Here is a 21996-nt window from a genome sequence, read left to right on the forward strand (position 1 = left end):
CTTTGATCAACCCCCACAAGGGCGGGGGCGCCCCACCGGCGCGAGGGGGCGGCCCGGAGGGCCGAACCCGCACCCCCCCACCACCAGGCGCCCCCGGCCCAAACCCCCACGCCCGCCGAAGGCGGAAGAACCCCAGCCCCCACGGCGGGCCAGCCGAAAACGTACGTAGAATTTCGTCGATGCACGACGAATTGCGCGCCGCACTGGCCGGCCTGCTCGACGGTCTGCCGCCCAAGCAGGCCGCGCAGGCCGTCGACCGGCTGATCGCCAACTACCGGGGACGCACCCCCACCGACGCCCCGGTCCTGCGCGACCGCGCGGACGTGGCCGCCTATGCGGCCTACCGGATGCCGGCCACCTTCGAGGCGGTGCGCGCCGCGCTGACCGCCTTCGCCGTCCGCGTCCCGGACTGGTCCCCGGCCACCCACCTCGACATCGGCGGCGGCACCGGTGCCGCGACCTGGGCCACCGCCGCCCTCTGGCAGGGGCACCACAGCACCGTCCTGGACTGGGCCCAGCCGGCCCTGGACCTCGGCGCCGAACTCGCCGCCGGCATCCTTCCGGACACCACCTGGCGCCGCGGCACCATCGGCGAGGGCCTGACCGTCCCCGAGGGCACGGACCTGGTCACCGTCTCCTACGTACTCGGCGAACTCCGCCCCGAGGACCGCCGTGCGGTGGTCGCCGCGGCGGCCACCGCCACCGCCGTCGTCCTGATCGAACCGGGCACCCCCGACGGCTACCTCCGCATCCGCGAGGCCCGCGACCAGCTCATCGAGGCCGGCCTGCGGATCGTCGCCCCCTGCCCGCACGCCGGGACCTGCCCGATCGTGGTGGGCGAGGACTGGTGCCACTTCTCCGCCCGGGTCAGCCGCTCGTCCCTCCACCGCCAGGTCAAGGGCGGCGCGCTCCCGTACGAGGACGAGAAGTTCGCCTACGTCGCCGCGACCGCCCTCCCGGCCGAGCCCGCCTCCGCCCGGATCGTCCGCAAACCACAGCTCCGCAAGGGCCAGGTCCTCCTCGACCTGTGCACCACGGACGAGGGGCTGCGGCGCACCACCGTCACCAAGCGGCACGGCGCGCAGTACCGCGAGGCCCGGGACGCCGCCTGGGGCGACAGCTGGCCCGGCGCCTGAGCACGCCGGGCCCGGGCGGTCTCATCCCTTCCCGGTCGCCCGTTCCTGGAACTTGCGCAACAGCTCCTGCCGTTGGGCCTGCGCCCGGCCGCGGTCCGTGCCGCCCCGGCCGCCGCCGGCGCCGCCGCGCAGTGCTCCGCGCGACAGCTTGCTGCGGGTGCCGCCGACGCCGAGCATGTCCCCGTTGCCCTTGCTCATGGGTTCCTCCTCCGTCGCACCGATAAAGCGAGACGATCCGTCTCGCGTAACGGGTTTCAGCATGCCCGAGACGTATCGTCTCGTCAAGACGATACGTCTCGCCTAGCCCTCGCTACACTCGCCCCATGGCCCACACCTCAGCCTCCCCCGCCGGCTCCGGCGCCAAAGCCCCCGACTCCTCCCGCCGCAGCGAGCGCTCCCGGCAGGCGATCTTCGACGCCGCGCTCGCGCTGGTCGGCGAGGTCGGCTACGACAAGCTCACGATCGAGGGCATCGCCTCCCGGGCCGGGGTCGGCAAGCAGACCATCTACCGCTGGTGGCCCTCCAAGGCCGCCGTCCTCCTGGACGCCTTCACCGCCGGCATCGACGAGGACTACGAGAAGGGCCTCCCGGACACCGGTGACCTCGCCGCCGACCTGAAGACCGTGCTCCGCGCGACCGCCGACGAATTCAACGACCACGCCTTCCAGGCCCCCTACCGCGCCCTCGCCGCGGCCGGCGCGAACGACGAGGAGCTCTCCCGCACCTTCGTCGCCCGGCTGATGGAGCCCGGCACCCAGGTCTACGTCAACCGGCTGCGACGGGCCCAGGAGGCCGGCGAGGTGGCCGCGGACATCGACGTACGGGTGGCTGTCGAGATGCTGCTGAGTCCCTTCTCACAGCGCTGGCTGATGCGCACCGGCGAATTGACCCACGCCTTCGTCGACACCCTCGTCGACCAGGCATTGCGTGGTCTGCGGCCGCGGGACTGACCCGGCCGGCCGAGCGCCCGGCACGCGCGGCGACCTGTCGGTGATGGCCGGAAATGCCGGTATTCGACCTCCTTCCGTTCACCCCGGATCCGCACACCGGTCACCCCGGGCGCAGGATGGTGGCAGCATTGATCCCAGACCACCGCTCGAAGTGAGGGGATAGATGGAACGCAAGAGCAGGTTCTCCCAGTGGCTGCGTCGGCCGAAGAGCGGATCGGACGGCGGCGATACGGACACGGGATCGGTTGCCGCGCGCGGCCGCGAGGACCTGCTGCTGGCCGCGGCCGATGCGGGCTTCCCGATCGCCCCGGCGGCGCACCCCTCCGGCTACGGCTGTTCCTGTGAGCGCATCGGCTGTCCCACCCCCGGACGCCACCCCATCTCCTTCGGCTGGCAGACCGTCGCCACCACCGACCGCGACAAGGTCGCCGCCTGGGTCCGCACCCTCCCGCAGGCCAACTTCATCACCGCCACCGGCATCGCCCACGACGTCCTGGACGTCCCCGTCGAGGCCGGCCGCAGCGCCCTCGGACGACTGGAGGCGGCCGGCATCGAGGTCGGCCCGATCACCCTCAGCGGCGCCGGCTTCGGCGACGGCCGGATGCTGTTCTTCACCGCCACCCGCGGCACCCCGGACGACGAGGACGAGTGGTGGCCCTGTGAGCTGGACTGCCACCCCGAGACCATGGACGAGCATCCCGGCCTGCGCTGGCACTGCCGCGGCAGCTACGTCCTCCTGCCGCCCTCGACCCTCCCCGGCGAACAGCCCGCGGTGACCTGGCTGCGCGGCCCCGAACTCCCGCTGCCCGACCCGCTGACGCTGCTGGAGTCGCTCACCGACGCCTGCGCGGAGTTCAACGAGCGCGCCGACCGTGAGCACTACCACGAGAGCGCGGCCTGGCCGATCGGCCGCTGACCGCCGCGCCCCGCGCACCGTTCTTCACGTCCCCCGCCGTACGGACAAGGGGCCGCCGGAAACCTCCCGGCGGCCCCTTGTCCGTATCGCGTTGTCGGTATCGCGCGGTACGTATCGCCCGCCCGTCTCCCGGCCGGCCTACAGCGGCTTGACCGACGTCTTGGCCTCGCGTCGGTTCAGCACCGTGATCTTGCCCCCGGAGCCCTTCGCCGGCACCGTCACCGCCTGCGCGGAGACCGTGGTGAAGGCCATCCGGCTGGTCTTCTTCACCGGCCCGTCCATCAGGCCCTGCAACTGGGCCGGGACCGTGATCACCGAACCCGCGGAGACCGTCTTCTGCTGGTGGTAGAAGGTCGAGAAGAACACCAGCGCGCCGCCGTCCGTGGTCCGCAGCGCCACCGGCGGGAAGCCGGCCGCGGTGTCCTCCCACAGGATGCGGGCGCCCGGCTGGTTGGTGTCCCGCGCGCGCCGGGCCCGCCAGCCGTCGGTGTTCGGCCCGGACGCGAAGATGCTGCCCTTGCCGGTGTTGAGGTAGTCGGCGTACGTACGGCTCAGCTTGCCCGGATCGACCGCCAGCCCGGACTTGCCGCCGGCCGGCACCGCCTCGGCGAAGCCGTCCTGGTCCGTCTTCAGCTCCGGCGCCTTGTTGCCGGCGAACTCCGCCAGGTAGACCGCCCGCCACTTCTCCTTGATGCCGTTGCGGCTGAACACCAGGAACCAGCGGCTGTACGAACCGTCGGCCGCCTTGCGGTTGCTGGCCGCGTCGGCGATGAAGTACTTCGGCCAGCCCGCCTGCTTGGGGATCGTGAAGTGCGGGTCCTTGAACGCCAGGGCGGGGTAGGCCGGGTCGCCCTGCGGCTTCAGCGCGTGCGCCGCCTTTATCCCCGCCTGGTCGAGGGCGAGCAGTGCGCCGCCCTCGAACGAGGGATTGAGCTCCGGATCGAGCTGCCGCTTGGCCTTGTTGAAGCCGGCGGCGAAGCGCTGCAGCGCCTTGGCGCCGTCAGCCTTCGTCACCGCCGGCAGCATCTCCCGCTCGCCGTGCACCGTCATGCACCCGCTCAGTATCACCAGCGCCGTCGCTGCCGACGTCACTGTTGCGGGCACCCGGAACGGCGACCTGCGTGTCATGGGGCTCGGGCTCCTTCGGGGCGACCGGGGCGGACTGGGTGGCCGCCGGGGTGGCACGATTCGGCGCCACCCTACCGGGGGCGAGGAAGAAGCCGAGCGTGGGGATCAGATACAGAGCCCACACCGTGACCTGGAGGACGGTCGGGTCCGGCTGGAAGTTGAAGATGCCCTTCAGCAGGGTGCCGTACCAGCTGTCGGCCGGGATCTGCGCGCTGATGTCGAACGCCTGCGCGCTCAGCCCGGGCAGCACGGCCGCCTCCTGCAGGTCGTGGAAGCCGTACGCCAGCACGCCCGCCGCGACCACGACCAGCATCCCGCCGGTCCAGGTGAAGAACTTCGCGAGGTTGATCCGCACCGCACCGCGGTAGAACAGCCAGCCCAGCACCACGGCGGTCGCCAGCCCCAGCAGCGCCCCGACCAGCGGCCGTACGCCGTCGTTGGCGGACTGCGCGGCGGTCCAGATGAACAGCGCGGTCTCCAGGCCCTCCCGGCCCACCGACAGGAACGCGGTGACCACCAGGGCCACGGTGCCCATCTGCAGCGCCGCGTCCAGCTTGCCGTGCAGCTCCTTCTTCAGGTGCCGCGCGGTGCGCCGCATCCAGAAGACCATCCACGTCACCAGGCCCACGGCGATGATCGACAGCGAACCGCCGAGCGCCTCCTGCGCCTTGAACGTCAGGGTCTCCGAGCCGAACTGCAGCGCCGCCCCGAACGCGAACGACAGCACCACGGCGAGCGCGATGCCGAGCCAGACCGGGCGCAGCGCCTCCCGCCGGCCGGTCTTGACCAGATAGGCGATGAGGATGCAGACGACGAGGCTGGCCTCCAGCCCCTCGCGCAGTCCGATCAGGTAATTGCCGAACACGCCGGTCCCTTCCCTTCTTTGCTACGGCCGCCCGTTCCGGACGGCGATCTCGCCGGTGGCGGCGGTGTCAGGCGAACAGCTCCCGGCCCCACCAGTCGTCCGCCTTCCGGACGCCCGGCGGCACCGCGAAGACCGCGGAACCCACGTGCTGGATGTACTCGTTGAGCGCGTCGTTCTGCGACAGCTTCTGCTGCAGCGGCACGAAGCCGTGCCGCACGTCGCGCTGGTAGGCGAGGAAGAACAGTCCGGCGTCCAGCCGGCCCAGTCCGTCCGTCCCGTCGGTGAAGGAGTAGCCGCGGCGCAGGATGCGGACCCCGCCGTTGGAGTCGGGGTGCGCGAGCCGGACGTGCGCGGTCGGCAGCATCGACTTCAGGTGCGGGGCGTCCCGCTCGTGCTTCCGGCCGGCCGGTGCGCCTTCGCCCTTGGTGCGGCCGAAGACGTCCTCCTGCTCCTTGAGCGAGGTGCGGTCCCAGGTCTCGATGTGCATCCGTATCCGGCGCGCGACGAGGTACGAACCGCCCGCCATCCAGCCGGCCTTGCCCTTCTCGTCGCCGTCGCCGACCCAGACGTGCTTGTCGAGCGCCGCGGTGTCGGTGCCGGCGAGGTTGTGGGTGCCGTCCTTGAAACCGAACATGTTGCGCGGGGTCTGCGCCTCCGGCGTCGTCGAGGACGTCTTGCCGAAGCCCAGCTGCGACCAGCGGATGGCGACCTTGCCGAAGCCGATCCGGGCGAGGTTGCGGATGGCGTGCACCGCCACCTGCGGGTCGTCCGCGCACGCCTGGACGCACAGGTCGCCGCCGCTGCGGGACTTGTCGAGGTTGTCGCCGGGGAACTGCGGCAGGTCGATCAGCGCCGCGGGCCGCCGGTCCTTGATGCCGAACCGGTCCTTGCCGTCCTTCTCGAACAGCGACGGGCCGATGCCGAAGGTCAGGGTGAGCCGGGACGGCGGCAGACCGAGCGCCTCACCGGTGTCGTCCGGCGGCGCCTCCGCCAGCCCGCCGACCGCGCCGTCACCGACCGCGTCACCGGCCGTCATCCGCGCGGCGGCCTTGGTCCACTCCTTGAGCAGGGCGATCAGCTCGTCGCGGTCGTCGGTGGTGACGTCGAACGCGGCGAAGTGCAGCCGGTCCTGGACGGCGGTGGCGATACCCGCCTGGTGCGCGCCGTGGAAGGCCACCGCGGCGCCCGCGGTGGCGTCCGCGCCGGCCGGCTGGACGTCGTTGCCGGTCCGCAGCGCCGCGGCCGTACCGCCGGCCGCCACCGCGCCGAGCGCCAGCCCCGCACCGCCCCAGCCGAGCAGTGAACGCCGGGACGGCGCCCGCCCGTCGGTGCCCTGCGAGGCCTCGGGGGCCTTCGTCACGTCGTCCGTCTTGTCTGCCATACCGTCCTCGTCCTGCGTCATCCTGATCCCCTGCCCGGCGGCGGACTACTTGGCGGTGGCCACGGCTGCGGCCAGCTTCGACAGCGGCTCGGCCAGCGCGTTGACGCCGTCCGAGAGCTTCTTGCGGTCGCCCTTGCCGACCGTGTCGTACGAGACGAACCCGTCGGCGGCCTTGTCGTCGCGGTGGTCGTCGAGCAGCGCGCGGATCGCCGCGAACTGCTTGTCCAGCTCCTTGGCCAGCGCCGGCTCGTTCTTGGCGACGACCGGCTTGAGCAGCTCGTACGCCTTCTCGGCGCCCTCGACGTTGCCCTGGAAGTCGACCAGGTCGGTGTGGCTGTAGCGCTCTTCCTCACCGGTGACCTTGCCGGTGGCGACCTCGTCGAGCAGTTCCTTGGCGCCGTTGGCCATGCTGGTCGGGGTGATCTCGGCCTTGCCGACCCGCTTCTGCCAGTCCTTGAGGTCGGTGATCAGCTGGTCGGCGAGCTTCTTGTCGTCCCCGGAGATCTTCTTCTCCTCCCACAGGGACTTCTCCAGCTTGTGCCAGCCGGTCCACTTCTGGCCGCCGGTGAGGCCGTCGGCCCGCACGTCGACCTTGGGGTCGATGTCGCCGAACGACTCGGCGACCGGCTCGGTGCGCTCCCAGCCGATCCGGGACAGCGCATAGGCCTTCTTCGCGGCCTCCAGATCGCCGGCCTTGACGGCGTCGGCGAACTTCTGGGCCTTCGGCAGGGTCTCGTCGGCCTGCTCCTGGACGTAACGGCGGTACGCGGCGACCGCGGCGTCCAGCTTGGGGTCGCGCTTGGCGGCCGCGCTCTTCCCGCTGACCGTCACCTTCTGCCGGATGCCGTCGCCCTTCATGCCCGGCTTGCAGGCTATTTCGTACGAACCGGCCTTGATCTCCGCGGTGATCTCGGCGTTGGTGCCGGGGCCGATGTTCTCCCGCTCGGTCACGATCCGGTCGCCCGGGGCGTAGACGTACACCTCGGTGACCTTGGAGCCCTTGTTCTCCACCGAGAACTGCACGTGCCCGGCCGGGAACTCCTTGGTGGACAGCTCGCAGCTGGAGTCGGTCGCGGTCACCTTGACCGCGCCCTTCCCGCCTCCCTTGCCGTCGTTCTTCGCGGCGCAGCCGGCGACGGCGGTGACGGCCGTGGCCGCGGCGAGGGCGGCGACGGCGGAGGAGCGAAGGGCTCGCATACGGGGCTCCAAGCGGGCTAGGACGAAGAAACGGTGCAGTGGAACGGTAATCAATGGCCGGAGCCACCACTAAGGCGGCCCTAACTTATCTGAGGCTTACCTATTTCTGCCCGCCCTGTCCAGTGATCCCGCTCTCATGCGCAACGGCCCCATCACGGATTGGCCCGCCGCACATCACGGAACGGTCATGCGCCGGTCAAGGTAAGGGCCCACCCTCGATCCCGCCCGTGACCGGCACTTTTCGCCCTTCGTCGCCCGCGCGGCGCAGGCCATCGCGCGCACTGGTTAGGTTAACCTTACCTAAGTAGCCGTCTCCTGGGGGTGCTCCATGACGTCGTTCCCGCCGACCGCGACCCGCGCCCGCGTGCTCTGCGCCGGCCTGCGCCGGGCCCTGGTCCGCGCGGTCTCGCCCGGCCCCGCGGTTCAATGTGCCGATGACCGCATACGACGTACTCCGGGTGTTCTGCGGGCCGGACGGCGCCGGGGGCAATGAACTGGCGGTGGTGCGGGACGGGGCGGCGCTCCCCGGCGCCGCCGAACGCGCCGCCCTCGCCGCCCGGCTCGGCTTCAGCGAAACCGTGTTCCTCGACGACCCCGACCGGGGCACCGTCGACATCCACGCCCCGAGCGTCCGGCTCCCGTTCGCCGGGTATCCGCTCGTCGGCCTGGCCTGGCTCCTGCGCGAACAGGGCCGGCCGCCGCGCATCCTCCGCCCGCCGGCCGGTGAGGTCGAGGTGTGCTTCGAGGACGACCTCACCTGGGTCCGAGGCCGCCCGGAATGGGTGCCTCCGCGCCGCACCGAACGCCTCGCCTCGGTCGCCGAGGTCGACGCCCTGCCCGCCCCACCGCCGGGGGAGGGCTGGCTCTACGCCTGGGCCTGGCAGGACGAACCCGCCGGCGTGGTCCGCGCCCGCGGCTTCCCGCGTCGCGGCGACGGCATCGCCGAGGACGAGGCCACCGGAGCCGCCGCCATGCTCCTCACCCACCAACTGGCCCGCCCCTTGACGATCCATCAGGGCGCGGCGTCCCAGCTCTTCACCCGCGCCCACCCGGACGGCACCATCGCCGTCGGCGGCCGGGTGCGGCGCGTGGCCTGACACCAATCCCTCGATTTATCGGTGGATTTCCTCGGCGATCCGCAGGAATTCGTCCCGGGCCATAAGGGGATCGCCCGCCTCAACGGTGACCGCATATCCCTTGTCGGCCCAGGTGGCGGATCGGCTGCCACCGGGACGCTCCTGCAGGTGGGCCGGGCGCCCGTTGAGGGATATCGCGGTTCCGTGCGTCTGCGGAATCCCGCCGGGCTCTTCCGTGATGCTGACGTATCCCGCCTGCCCTCCCTTGTCGCGGTTCCGCTGGTACGTCGTCGTCCAACTGGGCGTCCGGGCCCGGGTGTAGGGCGGGTCGGAACGGTTTCCCGGGGCAATGACATTGTCTGCCGGGGCGTAGCCGGGTGGCAGGTACCGAGGGCGTTCGAGGTGCGAGGCGTCAAAGGGAATGACGACGGACCCGGTGACCGCATCGGTCATTTTCCTGTTGCCGACCGGTTCCGAGAGGGTGGTGGTGACCAGTCCGTCGTGCCGGTCGTCGCACACGGTGTCCCGGGAAAGGAAGGAATGCCGTTTCCTCGTGAGCGTCAGCTTGACGGTGTGCGCGGTTTCCTCCGCCGCCAGTTGAGGCTTGTCCTCGCAGTCCGTCCAGTCGACGGGCGTGGTGAGCGTGCGGCCGTCCCCACTCATGAGGACATCGCCGGGCACGGTCGTCTCATGGAGGCGAGAGTTGCCCCATACGACCCAGCCGACGGCGGCCGCGACGAGGCAGGCCGCCACGGACAGGAGCCATACCGTGCGGCGGCGTCGCGCATCAATTCGGGGCACGGCCACTCACTTCATGGAGAGGGTCACGAGAGTCCATCCGGTGTCGTGCAGGGTTTGGTAGACCGGTACGTAATACACGCCTTGGAGGCACCAGGGGGTTCTGATATGGCCGTCGAGGACGGTGTCCTTGTTCAGCGACGCGGGACAGGTGACCGTTCTGTCGAGAGCGGTGATCATGCCGCGTGCTTCATCCGCCGTGTAGTTGTTCACGCCGGCGAAGACGGGTCCGCCGCTGTCGCCGTTGACCGCCGCGACTCCGCCGGGGGTCAGGCCGGTGGCGTAGGCGAGGTCGGTGAGGGGCCGGTAGGACCCGTCCCCGCCCACGATTCCCACGTCGGTCTTGGCGACCCGGACATTGCAGTGGATGCCCGAGTTCGCGCCGTCGGCGCACACGTAGTCCCCGACGTTGTTGTGCCCCCACCCGACGACCGGCTTGGCGTACCCGTCCCGCCGGGTCGCCGGTCCGTCATACAGATACGGTCCGGCCTGTCCGGACGGCAGTCGGATTCCCTGCGCGTCGTCCGGGATCGAGACCTCGGCGGCGTCGTTGCCGCCCACGACGTCTCCGCCTTCCCAGGTGCGCCAGATGCCGTTGCCGCCTCGGGAACAGTGCCGGGCCGCCATGAGCAGGTGGTCCCCGTCCCTGTTCCGGACGCTGAACGACCCCGAGCAGATGCCGCCCCCCGGATTGCGCAGCGCCGATGCTCCGAACCACGGGGAGGAGTCGTGCTGGCGGTTTCCTGTCGTGGCGGACAGGTCCTCGCTGAGCGGCTGGTACGTGGCGACGGTCTTGATTCCCGTCATACGGTCCGTGAGCCTCTTGACGGCAGCGGACCTCTCCCGGCGGTCCCCCCGGGACAGCGGGTCGGTGGCATCACGCCGGCCGCGCCCCCGGTCCTCGTCGTAGCCGACCTCCAGGCTGCTGCCGTCAGGGCTGGGCCCGATGCTGGTGACGCGGACCGGTGCGCTCCGCGAGTCGACGCGCAGCGCGACGGGCTTGCCGTTCCGGAGCATTTTGTTCCGGGCCTGGTGGAGCTCTTGTTTGGAGTAGCGGGCCGGAGCGACCTCTGCCGTGACGCCGCTCGGCAGGTGGGCGAGGATGTGTCGGACACGCTGTGACGGGGCGCCCTTCCAGAAGTCGGCCAGCCGGCCGGCGGCGCGGCTCACGCGCTGAGCGGGAACTCCTCGCCCAGTGCGTGGAAGACCGCGCTGTTCAGGCGGAAGGCGCGGCGGCATTCCTCGATCACGCGCTGCTTTTCGACCTCGTCCACCGGCAGGGCGTCCAGCAGGGCGCGGTAACTGCGCTTGAAGGCGGCGGGGTTGGCGATGTCCTCGAAGACGTAGAAGCGGACGCCGTCGCCCTTGCGCGCGAAGCCCCAGGTCTTCTCGGCGGTGCCGCGGATGATCTGGCCGCCGGAGAGGTCGCCGAGGTAGCGGGTGTAGTGGTGCGCCACATAGCCGGCCGGCCAGTTGTGGGCGCATTCCGTGACGCGGGCGGCGTAGGCGGCGGTGGCCGGCAGCGGTTGCAGGCCCTCGTGCCAGGACGGGCCGCCGAGGTGGGCGAGATCGCGTTCCAGCTCGGGGGTGCGGGCGAGTTCGGGGCGGAGGAACGGGCCCGCCACCGGGTCGCCGGCGAGCGCCTCGGTCGCGTCCTCCAGGGCGCGGTAGACGAACCACAGCTGCTCGGTGTAGCGCCGGTACGCCGTGACGCCGAGCCTGCCGCCGAGGAGGTCGCTCATGAACGAGGAGTTCTCGGCCTCGGTGTGCTGCGCGTGGGACGCGGTCCGGATCACCGTCGAGAACGGGGTGGACGGTGCGGCCGGGGCGGGCGCGACGGTCGAGGGGTGCGGGGCCGGGCTGGACGGTTCCACGACGGACCTCCGGGGCCGAGGGGCGCGAACGGGCGGGCAGGATTTACCGACTCGCTGTCGGTAAATCAGTGTAGGGGTGTTTCCGACGCGCTGTCGGTAAAAATTCTGCCAGGCCCGTACCCCGGGCGCGAGGCGGCCACCAGGCCGGGGCCGCCCCGCCCGCGGTCCCCGCGGTCAGGGAAGGGTGAGGATCTCCGCGCCGGTGTCCGTGACCACCAGGGTGTGCTCGAACTGCGCGGTCCGCTTGCGGTCCTTGGTGACCACGGTCCAGCCGTCCGCCCACATGTCGTACTCGTACGTGCCCAGCGTCAGCATCGGCTCGATGGTGAACGTCATGCCGGGCTTGATGTCGGTGGTGTGGTGCGGGCTGTCGTAGTGCGGAACGATCAGGCCGGAGTGGAACGACGAGTTGATGCCGTGACCGGTGAAGTCACGGACCACGCCGTAGCCGAAACGCTTGGCGTAGGACTCGATGACCCGGCCGATGATGTTGATCTGCCGGCCCGGCTTGACCGCCTTGATCGCGCGGTTGAGCGCCTCCTGCGTGCGCTCGACCAGCAGCCGCGACTCCTCGTCCACCTCACCGCACAGGTACGTGGCGTTGTTGTCGCCGTGCACGCCGTGGATGTACGCGGTCACGTCCAGGTTCACGATGTCGCCGTCCTTGAGGACGGTGGAGTCCGGGATGCCGTGGCAGATGACCTCGTTGAGCGAGGAGCACAGCGACTTGGGGAAGCCGCGGTAGCCGAGCGTGGACGGGTAGGCGCCGTGGTCGCACATGAACTCATGGGCCACCCGGTCCAGTTCGTCGGTCGTCACGCCGGGCTGGATGTGCTTGGCGGCCTCCGCCATCGCCTGGGCGGCGATCCGGCCGGCGATCCGCATCTTCTCGATCGTTTCGGCGTCCTGCACCTCGGGCCCCGAGTAGGGCGTGGGCGCGTCCTTCCCGACGTACTCGGGGCGCGCGATCGAGGCGGGGACGGGGCGGGTGGGGGAGATCTTCCCCGGGACAAGAAGCGACTGGCCAGACATGCCAGCGAGTGTATCCGCGGCCCGTCGGGCAGGATGGTGGCACGGAGCACCCCATAGGAGGCGGCGATGGCGCTCTTCAAGAGGCGGACGGTCGGAAAGCCGGGCGAGTGGTTCTACTGCCTCAAGCACGGCACGGTCGAGGAGGGCCCACAGTGCCGCGCCGCCGACCGCTTCGGCCCCTACGACACCCGCGAGGAGGCCGCGCACGCCATGGAGACCGCCCGCGAGCGGAACCTGGAGTGGGAGAACGACCCCAAGTGGCACGACATGGGGAAGGGCGGGGACCGCGAGGAGGACTAGGGCCCGTCCTCCAGGCGGTGGCCTGCGGGCGGTGAACCTCCGGGCGAGGGGCCGCTAGGCGGTGAGGGCGCCGCCGGTCTCGGGGGCGGCCGGGGCGGCGGCCCGGCGCTCCCGCATCCGGCGGGCGTGCTCGTCGGTCCGCGCGTCGTACGCCATCAGCTTCGGCAGGCCCAGCACGAGCAGCCCGACCCCGGCGAAGCACAGCAGCCCGCCCAGGGACACCGAGGCCCGTACGCCGGTCAGGGCCGCCATCCCGCCGACCCGGACCTGGCCCAGCTGGGGGCCCGCCGAATACGACAGCAGCTCGATGCCGGCCAGCCGGCCGCGCAGCTCGTCGGGGATGGTCTGGTTCCACAGCGCCGAGCGGAAGATGCCGCTGATCATGTCGCAGGAGCCGGCCAGCGTGAGGCAGAGCAGCACCAGCCAGATGTTGCGCATCTGCCCGGCCGCCGCGACGGCCAGCGCCCAGCCGGCCGCCGCCAGCGCGATCGCCCGCCCCTGCCGGTGGATCCGGGAGGTCCAGCCGCTGGTCAGGCTCACCAGGCAGGAGCCGGCCGGCAGCGCCGCGTACATCAGGCCCAGCGCCCAGGGGGCGTGCAGCTCGTCGGCGAGGAACGGGAAGATCGCCAGCGGGAAGGCGAAGAGCATCGCGGTGAGGTCGATCGCGTAGGTGCCCAGCAGCTCCTTGCGGGACCAGGCGTAGCGCGCGCCCTCGGCGATCGCGCGCAGGGACGGCTTCTCGGCGTCGTGCGCGGCGGGCGACGGGGCCAGCCGTACGGAGAGCAGCAGCGAGCCGACGTAGGTGGCCGCGTCCACGCCGTACGCCCAGGACGGGCCGGCCCAGGCGAGCAGCCCGCCGGCCAGCGCCGGGCCGGCGATCGCGCCGACCTGCCAGCGCAGCGCGTTCAGCGCGGCGGCCGCGGCGAGCTGGTCGTGCCCGACGATCCGCGGCACGATCGCGTCCAGCGCGGGACGCTGCAGACCCGTGAGCGCGCTGGACACCGCCGCGCTCACATAGAGCGGCCAGACCGCCGGATCCGGCAGCAGGCTGTTGACCAGCAGCCCTACCGCGATCAGGCCCAGCGCGGCCTCGGTCCACACGATCAGCCGACGGCGGTCCACGGAGTCGGCGAGCGCACCGCCGTAGAGCCCGAAGACGATCAGCGGGACCAGCTCCACCGCGCCCAGCGCCCCGACCGCGACGGTGGAACCGGTCAGTTGCTTGAGCTGGAGCGGCAGCGCCACGAACGTCAGGAAGCTGCCGAAGACCGTGATCGCGCCGGCGCACCACATCAGCCGGAAGTCGCGTGAGGACCGCCAGGGGGCCAGGTCCGGCAGGAGGGAGGCGAGCCGCCGCCGGGGTGCCGGCGCGGGTGGGAGTGGGGGATCCTCGGTGGTCACGAGGGTCCATCGTGCGGCGCGGGGACCCGGGCCCGCAAAGGGTTTTCGGCGGCGGGGGCCGGCCCAACGGAGGGCGGAGGGACGTCCCCTCGCCGAGCGTCGGCTACCAGCGTGGTGGCGGGGGCGCGGTCAGCTCGTCGGCGAGGCGGGCCAGGCGGTCGCGGAAGCGGCGGCGGCCGCGCGGCGCGGGCAGGCTGTTCTCGCCGGCGGCCGCGCTCACCAGGTGCTGGACCGTATCGAGGTCGAGGCCCTGGGCGGCGACGTCCTCGGGATCGGGGCCGGGGGCGGGACCGGGACCGGGGGTGCCGTCGGGCGGGGGTGGCGACGCGGTCAGGGCGTCGTGCGCGAGCGCGTGCAGATCGCGGTCGCCGCCGTCCAGGGCGAGCACCGTGGCGCCGTTGCGGCGGGCGTCGTGCACCCGCTCCAGCAGTTCGGCGCCCGGCTGCCCCGGCGCGACGACCAGCAGCGTCTCGCCCCGTCCGGCCGCGGCCAGCCGGCCCGGCCCGACGGCCAGATGGGCCGGGGCGCCGGCCGGGACGCGCTGCCGCACCAGGGTCGGCGACAGCTCCGGCAGCCCCGACCAGGCGGCCTCGTCGTCCAGATGGGCGGCCAGGTGCCAGGGCTCGTAATCGGTGCCGCCGACCAGCAGCAGTCCGCCGCCGTGCGGGGCGACGGCGGTGCGCAGCGACCCGGCGAACCGCCGGGTGGACTGGATCCACTCGGTCCCGGCGAGCACCTCACGCAGCAGGGCGACCCGTACGGCATCCATGGCCCGGATCCTGCCGCAGCGCCCCGGCGCCTGGTTGCCGTTTCAACCGGTGTCACCCGTACGGGCCACCGACTCCAGACCGGCGGCCGTCAGCCGACGTCCTACCTCCCGGACCGACTCCTCGCTCAGCGGCAACTGCGGGAAGGCGGTGGCTCCGTGCTCGATGACGCCGAGGAGCCACAGCGCCGCCTTGAAGGCGCCGAGCGCCGAGGAGCTGCGCCCCATCTCCGCCTCCGGCCCGGCGTCGACCATCCCGAACAGCGCGGCCAGCCGCTCCTGTTCGGCCGCCGCGCGCGCCCAGTCGCCGGCCCGCGCCGCCTCGTAGAGGCGTACGTAGCCGGCCGGATCGACGTTGCCCAGCCCCGGGACCACGCCGTCCGCGCCCGCCAACAGGGCGCCGTCCACGGTCAGTTCGGAGCCGGTGAGGATCGTGAAGCCGGGAGCCGGTCCGGTGCGGCGGCCGGTGCGGCCGCCGAGTGCGACGAGCAGTCGGCGCAGTGCGCCCTCGTCGCCGCTGCTGTCCTTCAGCCCGGCCAGCGTGCCGTCCTCGGCCAGCTCGCGCACCACGGTGGGGGTGAGCCTGCTGGGCACGGCCATCGGGATGTCGTAGGCGAACAGCGGGCGGTCCACGGCCGCGCGCAGATGGCGGAAGTGGGCGGCGATCTCCCGGGGGTGGGTGCGGGTGTAGAAGGGCGCGGTGGCGACCAGGGCGTCGGCACCGAGCGCGGCGGCGGCGCGGGCGTGGTCCAGGACGCGCGGGGTGGTGGTGTCGATGACGCCGGCGAGGACCGGGACCCGGCCGTCCGCGGCCTTGATGACGGTCTCCAGGGCGGTGGCCCGCCGGTCGTCGGTGAGGTAGGCGACCTCGCCGGTGGAGCCGAGGGCGAAGAGTCCGTGCACCCCGCCGGCGACGAGGTGGTGCACCAGGCGCGTCAGGGAGGCGGTGTCGACCTCGCCCCGCGGGTCGAGCGGGGTGCAGACCGGGGGGATGACTCCGTGGAGAGGGCCGTGGAGGGGGGTGGGCAGGGCCATGGCGGGCTCCGGGTGGTCGTGAAACACATAGGACATGGGATGTCCTATGTCAGAGCACAATAGACCTGTTCACAGGCGGTCGGAAGGATCCGCGGCCCCGGCGGGGCCGGGTCGGATGGGGGTCCCCCTTGCTCCTCAAGAGCTTGGGGGAGGGTCGGCGGCGCGGCAGCGATGCGTGCGGGAGAGGGAGAACCCATGGCGCGAGGGACGATGTCCGAGGAAGTGCAGGCGCAGATCAAGCAGTTGATCCTGCGGCGCAGACTGGTCCCGGGCGATCCGCTGCCCACCGAGGCCGAACTGGTCGACCTGCTGGACGTCAGCCGCAACTCGGTGCGCGAGGCGCTCAAGGCGCTGCAGGCCATGCGCATCGTCGAGATCCGGCACGGCTTCGGCACCTACGTCGGCCCGCTCACCCTGGAGCCGTTCGTCGAGGGCGTCGCCTTCCGCGCCGCGGTCCGCCACCACCAGGGCGAGCCGAGCCTGTACGAGCTGATGGAGGTCCGCGAGGCGCTGGAGGCCGGCCTGATCGCCGCCGTCGCGCGCCGGCTGCCCGCCGAGGACCTCGCCGTCCTCAAGGGCCTGGTGCAGCGGATGGCGGAGGAGGCGCGCGGCGGCATGGTGCAGAGCGCCACCGACCGGGCCTTCCACCTCGCCCTGTACCGCTCGATGGGCAACCACTTGCTGAGCGAGGTGCTGGACGCCTTCTGGGCGGCGCTGCGCCGGGTGCGCGAGGACCTCTCCGACGACCACCCGGACCCGGAGCTGACCTACCGTCAGCACAAGGAGATCGTCGAGGCGCTGGAGGCCGGCGACGGCGACCGTGCCGTGGAGGCCATGCACCGGCACTTCGACGGCATCCGGCGCCGGCTGGCCGAGTAGCCAAGGGCGTGGGCCCGGCCCGGCCCCGGTGGTGCGGGCGGGTGGCGCCGGACCCCGTCCCGCGTCCGCCCGTTCACCGCGATGTCACGCCCCGTCAGCCGTTCCGTTGCCGACACGGAAAAGCGTCATGTGCGTTGCCTTGACGGTCAGTTGGGCGCTCCCTATGGTCCCCAGGACAGGGGACATCCTACGTCCTTGCCCTCTGGGGGTGACCCATGGCGTACGAGAGCTCGGTGCCGTACCGGGCCGGGACCGAGGGGTACACGAGCTTCCGGATCCCTGCCGTGGCCCGCGCGCGCTCCGGGGCGGTGCAGGCCTTTTCCGCCCGCGCCCTGATGACCCCGCGCGCCGGCCGCGACGCCGGCTTCACCTGGCGGACCGCGCGTCCCACCGGCGGACTCCCGGCCGGCTACTCCGGCTGTGCCTGTGGTCGCGCTGAACTTCGCTTCCGCTTCGCTGCAGCTCAGCTCAGCTCGGCCGCTCGGTCCGTCCGCCTCGACCGCGACACCGTCGGACTGCGCTACGAGACCGGCGACTTCAGCGCGTACTCGACGATCACCTTCCGCCGCATCCCCGTGGAGGAGCCGGCATGACCCGCAACCCCGTGCCCCACCTGCCCCGTATGCCCCGCAGAACGGTCCTCGGCGGGGCGGCCGCGCTCGCCGCCGGCTTCGCGCTCGCCGGCTGCAGCGACGGCGGGGACGGCGACGCCGACGCGCCCCGGGAGCGCAAGAAGGGCCAGAAGATCACGCTGACCTTCTGGTCCTGGGTGCCGGGCATCGACAAACCCGTCGACCTGTGGAACCGCAAGAACCCCGACGTCCAGGTCAAGGTCGAGAAGGTGTCGGCCGTCAACGGCGAGCAGTACGCCAAGATGCACGCCGCCATCAAGGCCGGCAACCCGCCCGACCTCGGCCAGATCGAGTTCCCGATCATCCCCAGCTTCCTGCTCGACAACGGGCTGCTCGACCTCGCCCCGCTCGGCGCCGCCCGCCACAAGGACAAGTTCTTCGGCTGGCAGTGGCAGCAGTCCGTCTTCGGCAAGGGCATCTACGCCATCCCGCAGGCCTCCGGCCCGATGGGCCTGTTCGTCCGCCAGGACCTCTTCGACAAGTGGGGCCTGAAGGCTCCCGGGACGTGGGACGAGTACGAGGCCGCCGCCAAGGTGATCCGCAAGAAGGGCGCCTGGATCGAGACCTTCGCCCCCACCAACGGCAACCGCTTCTCCGGCCTCGCCTGGCAGGCCGGCGCCAAGTGGTACGCGAGCCACGGCGACACCTGGCTCGTGCACATCGACGACGAACCCACCCGCCGGGTCGCCGACTACTGGGAGTCCCTGGTCAAGCAGAAGCTCGTCAAGACCATCCCGGACCGCCAGAACGCCTGGTACAAGGACCTCCAGACCGGCGACATCACCGCCTGGGTGGGCGCCAGTTGGGGCGATGCCCTGCTGGTCGGCAACGCGCCGGGCACCAAGGGGAAATGGCGGGCCGCGCCGCTGCCCCAGTGGAAGGCCGGCGGCCAGGTCTTCGCCAACTGGGGCGGCTCCACCACCGCCGTCTTCGCCAAGGCGAGCTACCCCAAGGACGCCCTGGACTTCGCGGTCTGGCTCAACACCGACCCCGCGTCGATCGCCCTGCTGATCGACGGCGGCTACGGCTTCCCCAGCGCCAAGAAGGGCTACGCCACCGACGCCCTCGACGTCGACAAGCCCTTCTTCGGCGGCCAGTCGTACAGCAAGGTCTTCGCCGACGCCAGTGCGCACGTCGACACCAGCTGGCGGTGGGGACCCGGCGTGGACACCCTCTACCAGCGGCTCGGCGACGCCTTCACCGACGCCCTCGCCGACGGCAGCTCGTTCCGCTCCGCCCTCGCCAAGGTGCAGCGCCAGACGCTGTCCGACCTCCAGGGCAAGGGCCTGAAGGTGGAGAGCGGCGGGTGAGCCGGGACACCCTCAGCCGCACCGCGCCGGACACCGCCCGGCGGCCGGACACGCCCGGCCGCCGGCGCCGGGTCTCCCGCACCGAGGCCCGCAACGCCCGCGCCGCCGCCGGTTTCGTCCTGCCCTTCCTCGCCCTCTTCGGCCTCTGCTTCGTCGCCCCCATCGTGTACGCCGTCCAGCAGAGCCTGCACCGCACCGAACGCACCGGCCCGCTCGGCCTCGGCGGCCGCGAACACGAGGCGTTCGCCGGCCTCACCAACTACGCGCACGCCCTCGCCGACGACCGGTTCCTGGCCGGCTTCGGCCGGGTGCTGCTCTTCGGCGCCGTACAGATCCCGCTGATGATCGCGCTCGCCACCGCCCTCGCACTGCTCCTGGAGAGCGCGAGCGCCCGCGGCGTCCCCTTCTTCCGCAGCGCCTTCTTCCTGCCCTACGGCGTGCCCGGCGTGATCGCCTCGATCCTCTGGGGCTTCCTCTACGTCCCCGGCATCAGCCCACTGGTGAAGATCGCCGACGCGGTCGGCTGGGACGTCGACTTCCTCTCCCGCGGCACCGTCCTGTGGTCCATCGCCAACATCGTCACCTGGCAGTTCACCGGCTACAACATGCTGGTGCTGATCGCCCAGCTGAAGTCCGTACCCGGCGAGCTGTACGAGGCGGCCCGGATCGACGGCGCCTCCGCCTGGCAGGTCGCCCGGCACGTCAAGCTCCCGCTCATCCGCCCCGCGCTCGTCCTCACCACCGTCTTCAGCATCATCGGCACCCTCCAACTGTTCGCCGAGCCGATGGTGCTGCGCCCGCTCGCCTCCTCCATCGACTCCGGCTTCACCCCCAACCTGCACGCCTACAGCGAGGCGTTCGTCGGCAACAACCCGCACGTGGCGGCGGCCGAGGCGGTGCTGCTCGCGCTGGTGGCGTGCGTGCTGTCGTTCGGCTTCCTGCGGCTGGTCGGCGGGCGTGCGAAGGAGCGACGCCGATGACCCGGCCCACCGCCCGAGCCCGCACGACCCTGCCACCGGTCCGCTACCGGATCATCACCGCCTCGCTGCTGACCGTCGCCGCGCTGTACTTCCTGGTGCCCGTCTACTGGCTGGTCGTCTCCACCACCAAGAACAGCGCCGAACTCTTCGGCACCTTCGGCTTCTGGTTCGCCGGCCACCCCGACCCCCTCGGCCACCTCGCCGACGTCCTCACCTACGACCACGGCATCTACGCCCGCTGGTTCGCCAACTCCCTGCTCTACGCCGGGATCGGCGCGGTCTGCGCCACCCTGCTGTCCGCCGCGGCCGGCTACGCGCTGGCCAAATTCCCGTTCCCCGGCCGGGAGGCGGTCTTCAACCTCGTCCTCGCCGGCGTCCTCATCCCCGGCACCGCGCTCGCCCTCCCGCTCTACTTCCTCTTCAGCGCGATGGGCCTGGCCGACACCTACTGGGCGGTGCTGATCCCGAGCGTGGTCAGCCCGTTCGGCGTCTACCTCTGCCGGATCTACGCGGCCGCCGCGGTCCCCGACTCGCTGCTGGAGGCGGCCCGGATCGACGGCGCGGGCGAGGCGCGGATCTTCGCCGGGCTGGGGCTGCGGCTGATGACCCCCGCGCTGGTCACCGTCTTCCTGTTCCAGTTCGTGCACATCTGGAACAACTACTTCCTGCCGCTGGTCATGCTCTCCGACTCCGACCTCTATCCGATCCAACTGGGCCTGACCAGCTGGACCGGCTACGCGGACCGGCAGCCGGTGCTCTACCAGTACACGGTGGGCGGCGCGTTCCTCTCCGTGGTGCCGCTGATGGTGCTGATGACCGTCCTGCAGCGGTACTGGCGCGCGGGGTTGACGGAGGGCAGCGTCAAGGCGTGACGGTGCGGTGCTGCGGTGCTGCGGTGCGGCGTGACGGTGCGATGCGGCGGTGCGGCGGTGCGGCGGTGCGGCGTGGTGGGGGTGACGGTGCCTTGTCGCGGGCAGCCGTCGTGGGGGTGACGGTGGCTTGCCGCGGGCGGCCGAAGTGGCGTGACAGGACGTGACAGGATCGGTGTCATGACTACTCCTGACGATGCGCAGTCCCCGAACGCCGCGACCCGCGCGAAGGCCGCCCTCCAGCGCGACCCCTGGGACCTGCCGGACGTCTCCGGCCTCGTGGTCGGCGTCCTCGGCGGCACCGGCGACCAGGGCCGCGGCCTGGCCTACCGGCTCGGCCGGGCCGGCCAGAAGGTGATCATCGGGTCCCGGGCCGAGGAGCGCGCCCGGACCGCCGCCGAGGAACTCGGCCTCGGCATCGAGGGCGCGGAGAACGCGGAGTGCGCGCGGCGCAGCGACATCGTGATCGTCGCCGTGCCGTGGGAGGGCCACGCCAAGACGCTCCAGGCCCTGCGCGAGCCGCTGGCCGGCAAGCTCGTGATCGACTGCGTCAACCCGCTGGGCTTCGACAAGAAGGGCGCCTACGCGCTGAAGCCGGAGGAAGGCAGCGCGGCCGAGCAGGCCGCCGCGCTGCTGCCGGAGTCCCGGGTCACCGCGGCCTTCCACCACCTGTCCGCGGTGCTGCTCCAGGACCCCGAGGTCGAGCAGATCGACACCGACGTGATGGTGCTGGGGGAGTCCCGCGCCGACACGGACCTGGTCCAGGCGCTGGCCGCGCGCATCCCCGGGATGCGCGGCGTCTTCTCGGGGCGGCTGCGCAATGCGCACCAGGTGGAGTCGCTGGTGGCGAATCTGATCTCGGTGAACCGGCGGTACAAGGCGCATGCGGGGGTCCGTATTACGGACATTTAGCCCCACGTAGCTGACTGCCGCCCACGTAGCTGGCTGTCCCGCCGTGGCGCGCTTTGCGGCGCCTCCCACGTACCTGTGTGCGGCGCCGCGGGTGTTGTTCGCCGTTGCGCCTGCGGCGGGCTGGGTTGTTTGTGGGTGCGGTGACGGGCCTCCGGGGCCGGTTGTGTGGACTGCTGACGCTTTACGTCCACACAACCGGCCCCTCCGGCCCGTCCCCTCCCGTGAGTGGGTGGGAAACGGTGGGTGGGGGTGGGCGTGATCCCAGGTGTAAGGGGCGCCGTGGCCGAGAGCGAGGGGCAGCTGAGGGCGGGGTCGGGGATGGGGGACACTGGGAGGGACCGCCTACTCCCGACAGGAGCTCATCCCATGCCCCGCCTCGCTCTCATGGCCCTTGCCGTGTGTGTTCTTGCCGTTGCCGCTGCCGTCGTGTCCTTCGTGGAGGGCAGCTTCGTGGGGATCGTGTGGGTGTTGCTGGCCGGTATTTCCAGCAACATGGCGTGGTTCTACGTGCGCAAGGCGAAGATCGAGCGGGAGCAGCAGTCCGCCACCTCCGGCTGAG

Annotated in this window: 23 protein-coding genes and 1 pseudogene; 12 read left to right on the forward strand and 12 right to left on the reverse strand. The window is 71.8% G+C overall.

Translation table 11 applies throughout. The features are described 5' to 3' along the window. Positions 1–179 precede the first annotated feature (179 nt). Positions 180–1136 (forward strand): small ribosomal subunit Rsm22 family protein, encoded by a 957-nt coding sequence (locus tag V2J85_RS38795; protein ID WP_330824206.1) that lies wholly within the window; start codon positions 180–182, stop codon positions 1134–1136. Positions 1137–1157: 21 nt separating this feature from the next. Here the strand turns inward: V2J85_RS38795 and V2J85_RS38800 are convergent, their stop codons facing one another. Then, on the reverse strand, positions 1158–1334 hold the full coding sequence (locus V2J85_RS38800) for a DUF6243 family protein (RefSeq protein ID WP_261951843.1): 177 nt from the start codon (positions 1332–1334) through the stop codon (positions 1158–1160). A gap of 125 nt (positions 1335–1459) precedes the next feature. On the opposite strand from V2J85_RS38800, the gene V2J85_RS38805 reads away from it, so the two are divergent. Next, a complete protein-coding gene (locus V2J85_RS38805) occupies positions 1460–2086 on the forward strand; it encodes a TetR/AcrR family transcriptional regulator (RefSeq protein WP_330824207.1) in 627 nt (208 codons plus the stop codon). Between the two features lie 163 nt (positions 2087–2249). Further along, positions 2250–3002, forward strand: coding sequence for a bifunctional DNA primase/polymerase (locus V2J85_RS38810; RefSeq protein ID WP_261951845.1), 753 nt, complete (start codon positions 2250–2252; stop codon positions 3000–3002). A gap of 138 nt (positions 3003–3140) precedes the next feature. On the opposite strand, the gene V2J85_RS38815 is transcribed toward V2J85_RS38810, so the two are convergent. The 4 genes from V2J85_RS38815 to efeO form a co-directional block, all read right to left on the reverse strand. Continuing rightward, the gene (locus V2J85_RS38815; protein ID WP_330824208.1) at positions 3141–4052 is read right to left on the reverse strand and encodes an SCO2278 family lipoprotein; all 912 of its coding nucleotides are present in this window, start codon (positions 4050–4052) and stop codon (positions 3141–3143) included. Beyond that, a complete protein-coding gene (gene efeU, locus V2J85_RS38820) occupies positions 4003–4995 on the reverse strand; it encodes an iron uptake transporter permease EfeU (RefSeq protein ID WP_330824209.1) in 993 nt (330 codons plus the stop codon). Before efeU ends, V2J85_RS38815 begins: the two co-directional genes overlap by 50 nt. Positions 4996–5062: 67 nt before the next feature. Then, a complete protein-coding gene (gene efeB, locus V2J85_RS38825; protein WP_261951848.1) occupies positions 5063–6376 on the reverse strand; it encodes an iron uptake transporter deferrochelatase/peroxidase subunit in 1314 nt (437 codons plus the stop codon). Between the two features lie 45 nt (positions 6377–6421). After that, complete coding sequence (gene efeO, locus V2J85_RS38830; RefSeq protein WP_261951849.1) at positions 6422–7573, reverse strand: iron uptake system protein EfeO; 1152 nt, start codon at positions 7571–7573, stop codon at positions 6422–6424. Between the two features lie 434 nt (positions 7574–8007). Between efeO and V2J85_RS38835 the strand changes: the two genes are divergently transcribed. Beyond that, on the forward strand, positions 8008–8670 hold the full coding sequence (locus V2J85_RS38835; protein ID WP_330824210.1) for a PhzF family phenazine biosynthesis protein: 663 nt from the start codon (positions 8008–8010) through the stop codon (positions 8668–8670). Positions 8671–8685: 15 nt separating this feature from the next. Here the strand turns inward: V2J85_RS38835 and V2J85_RS38840 are convergent, their stop codons facing one another. The 4 genes from V2J85_RS38840 to map form a co-directional block, all read right to left on the reverse strand. Next, complete coding sequence (locus V2J85_RS38840) at positions 8686–9450, reverse strand: hypothetical protein (RefSeq protein ID WP_330824211.1); 765 nt, start codon at positions 9448–9450, stop codon at positions 8686–8688. Between the two features lie 6 nt (positions 9451–9456). After that, entirely contained in the window at positions 9457–10617 is a 1161-nt protein-coding gene (locus tag V2J85_RS38845; RefSeq protein ID WP_330824212.1) for a chymotrypsin family serine protease, read from the reverse strand. Then, positions 10614–11321, reverse strand: coding sequence for a biliverdin-producing heme oxygenase (locus V2J85_RS38850; protein ID WP_330824213.1), 708 nt, complete (start codon positions 11319–11321; stop codon positions 10614–10616). The genes V2J85_RS38845 and V2J85_RS38850 overlap by 4 nt, the downstream gene beginning before the upstream one ends. Positions 11322–11495: 174 nt before the next feature. Beyond that, positions 11496–12353 (reverse strand): type I methionyl aminopeptidase, encoded by an 858-nt coding sequence (gene map, locus V2J85_RS38855; protein ID WP_261951854.1) that lies wholly within the window; start codon positions 12351–12353, stop codon positions 11496–11498. A 66-nt stretch (positions 12354–12419) separates the two neighbouring features. Here map and V2J85_RS38860 point away from each other — a divergent pair, with 66 nt between their 5' ends. Continuing rightward, positions 12420–12653, forward strand: a complete 234-nt coding sequence (locus V2J85_RS38860; protein WP_261951855.1) for a hypothetical protein — start codon at positions 12420–12422, stop codon at positions 12651–12653. Between the two features lie 54 nt (positions 12654–12707). On the opposite strand, the gene V2J85_RS38865 is transcribed toward V2J85_RS38860, so the two are convergent. The 3 genes from V2J85_RS38865 to V2J85_RS38875 all read right to left on the reverse strand — a co-directional run bounded on the left by V2J85_RS38865 (position 12708) and on the right by V2J85_RS38875 (position 15855). After that, complete coding sequence (locus V2J85_RS38865) at positions 12708–14054, reverse strand: MFS transporter (RefSeq protein WP_261951856.1); 1347 nt, start codon at positions 14052–14054, stop codon at positions 12708–12710. Between the two features lie 103 nt (positions 14055–14157). Next, positions 14158–14823: a hypothetical protein gene (locus V2J85_RS38870; protein WP_261951857.1), complete on the reverse strand. Its 666-nt coding sequence runs from the start codon at positions 14821–14823 to the stop codon at positions 14158–14160. 42 nt (positions 14824–14865) lie between these two features. Next, on the reverse strand, positions 14866–15855 hold the full coding sequence (locus V2J85_RS38875) for a dihydrodipicolinate synthase family protein (RefSeq protein ID WP_261957150.1): 990 nt from the start codon (positions 15853–15855) through the stop codon (positions 14866–14868). A 195-nt stretch (positions 15856–16050) separates the two neighbouring features. Here V2J85_RS38875 and V2J85_RS38880 point away from each other — a divergent pair, with 195 nt between their 5' ends. The 7 genes and pseudogenes from V2J85_RS38880 (at position 16051) to V2J85_RS38910 (ending at position 21995) form a co-directional block, all read left to right on the forward strand. Then, entirely contained in the window at positions 16051–16734 is a 684-nt protein-coding gene (locus tag V2J85_RS38880) for a FadR/GntR family transcriptional regulator (RefSeq protein WP_330824214.1), read from the forward strand. 326 nt (positions 16735–17060) lie between these two features. Next, positions 17061–17327 (forward strand): annotated as a pseudogene (locus V2J85_RS38885) (hypothetical protein); the annotation flags it as partial. Beyond that, a complete protein-coding gene (locus V2J85_RS38890) occupies positions 17324–18676 on the forward strand; it encodes an ABC transporter substrate-binding protein (protein WP_330824215.1) in 1353 nt (450 codons plus the stop codon). The pseudogene V2J85_RS38885 and the gene V2J85_RS38890, both read left to right, overlap by 4 nt. Next, positions 18673–19656, forward strand: coding sequence for a carbohydrate ABC transporter permease (locus V2J85_RS38895; protein WP_410011156.1), 984 nt, complete (start codon positions 18673–18675; stop codon positions 19654–19656). The genes V2J85_RS38890 and V2J85_RS38895 overlap by 4 nt, the downstream gene beginning before the upstream one ends. Beyond that, positions 19653–20528: a carbohydrate ABC transporter permease gene (locus V2J85_RS38900; protein WP_261951860.1), complete on the forward strand. Its 876-nt coding sequence runs from the start codon at positions 19653–19655 to the stop codon at positions 20526–20528. Before V2J85_RS38895 ends, V2J85_RS38900 begins: the two co-directional genes overlap by 4 nt. Before the next feature lie 177 nt (positions 20529–20705). After that, positions 20706–21437, forward strand: coding sequence for an NADPH-dependent F420 reductase (gene npdG, locus V2J85_RS38905; RefSeq protein WP_261951861.1), 732 nt, complete (start codon positions 20706–20708; stop codon positions 21435–21437). Positions 21438–21803: 366 nt separating this feature from the next. Then, positions 21804–21995: a hypothetical protein gene (locus tag V2J85_RS38910; RefSeq protein ID WP_330824216.1), complete on the forward strand. Its 192-nt coding sequence runs from the start codon at positions 21804–21806 to the stop codon at positions 21993–21995. Position 21996: the final 1 nt, after the last annotated feature.

This window comes from Streptomyces bugieae, assembly GCF_036352915.1.
Lineage (GTDB): Bacteria > Actinomycetota > Actinomycetes > Streptomycetales > Streptomycetaceae > Streptomyces > Streptomyces endophytica.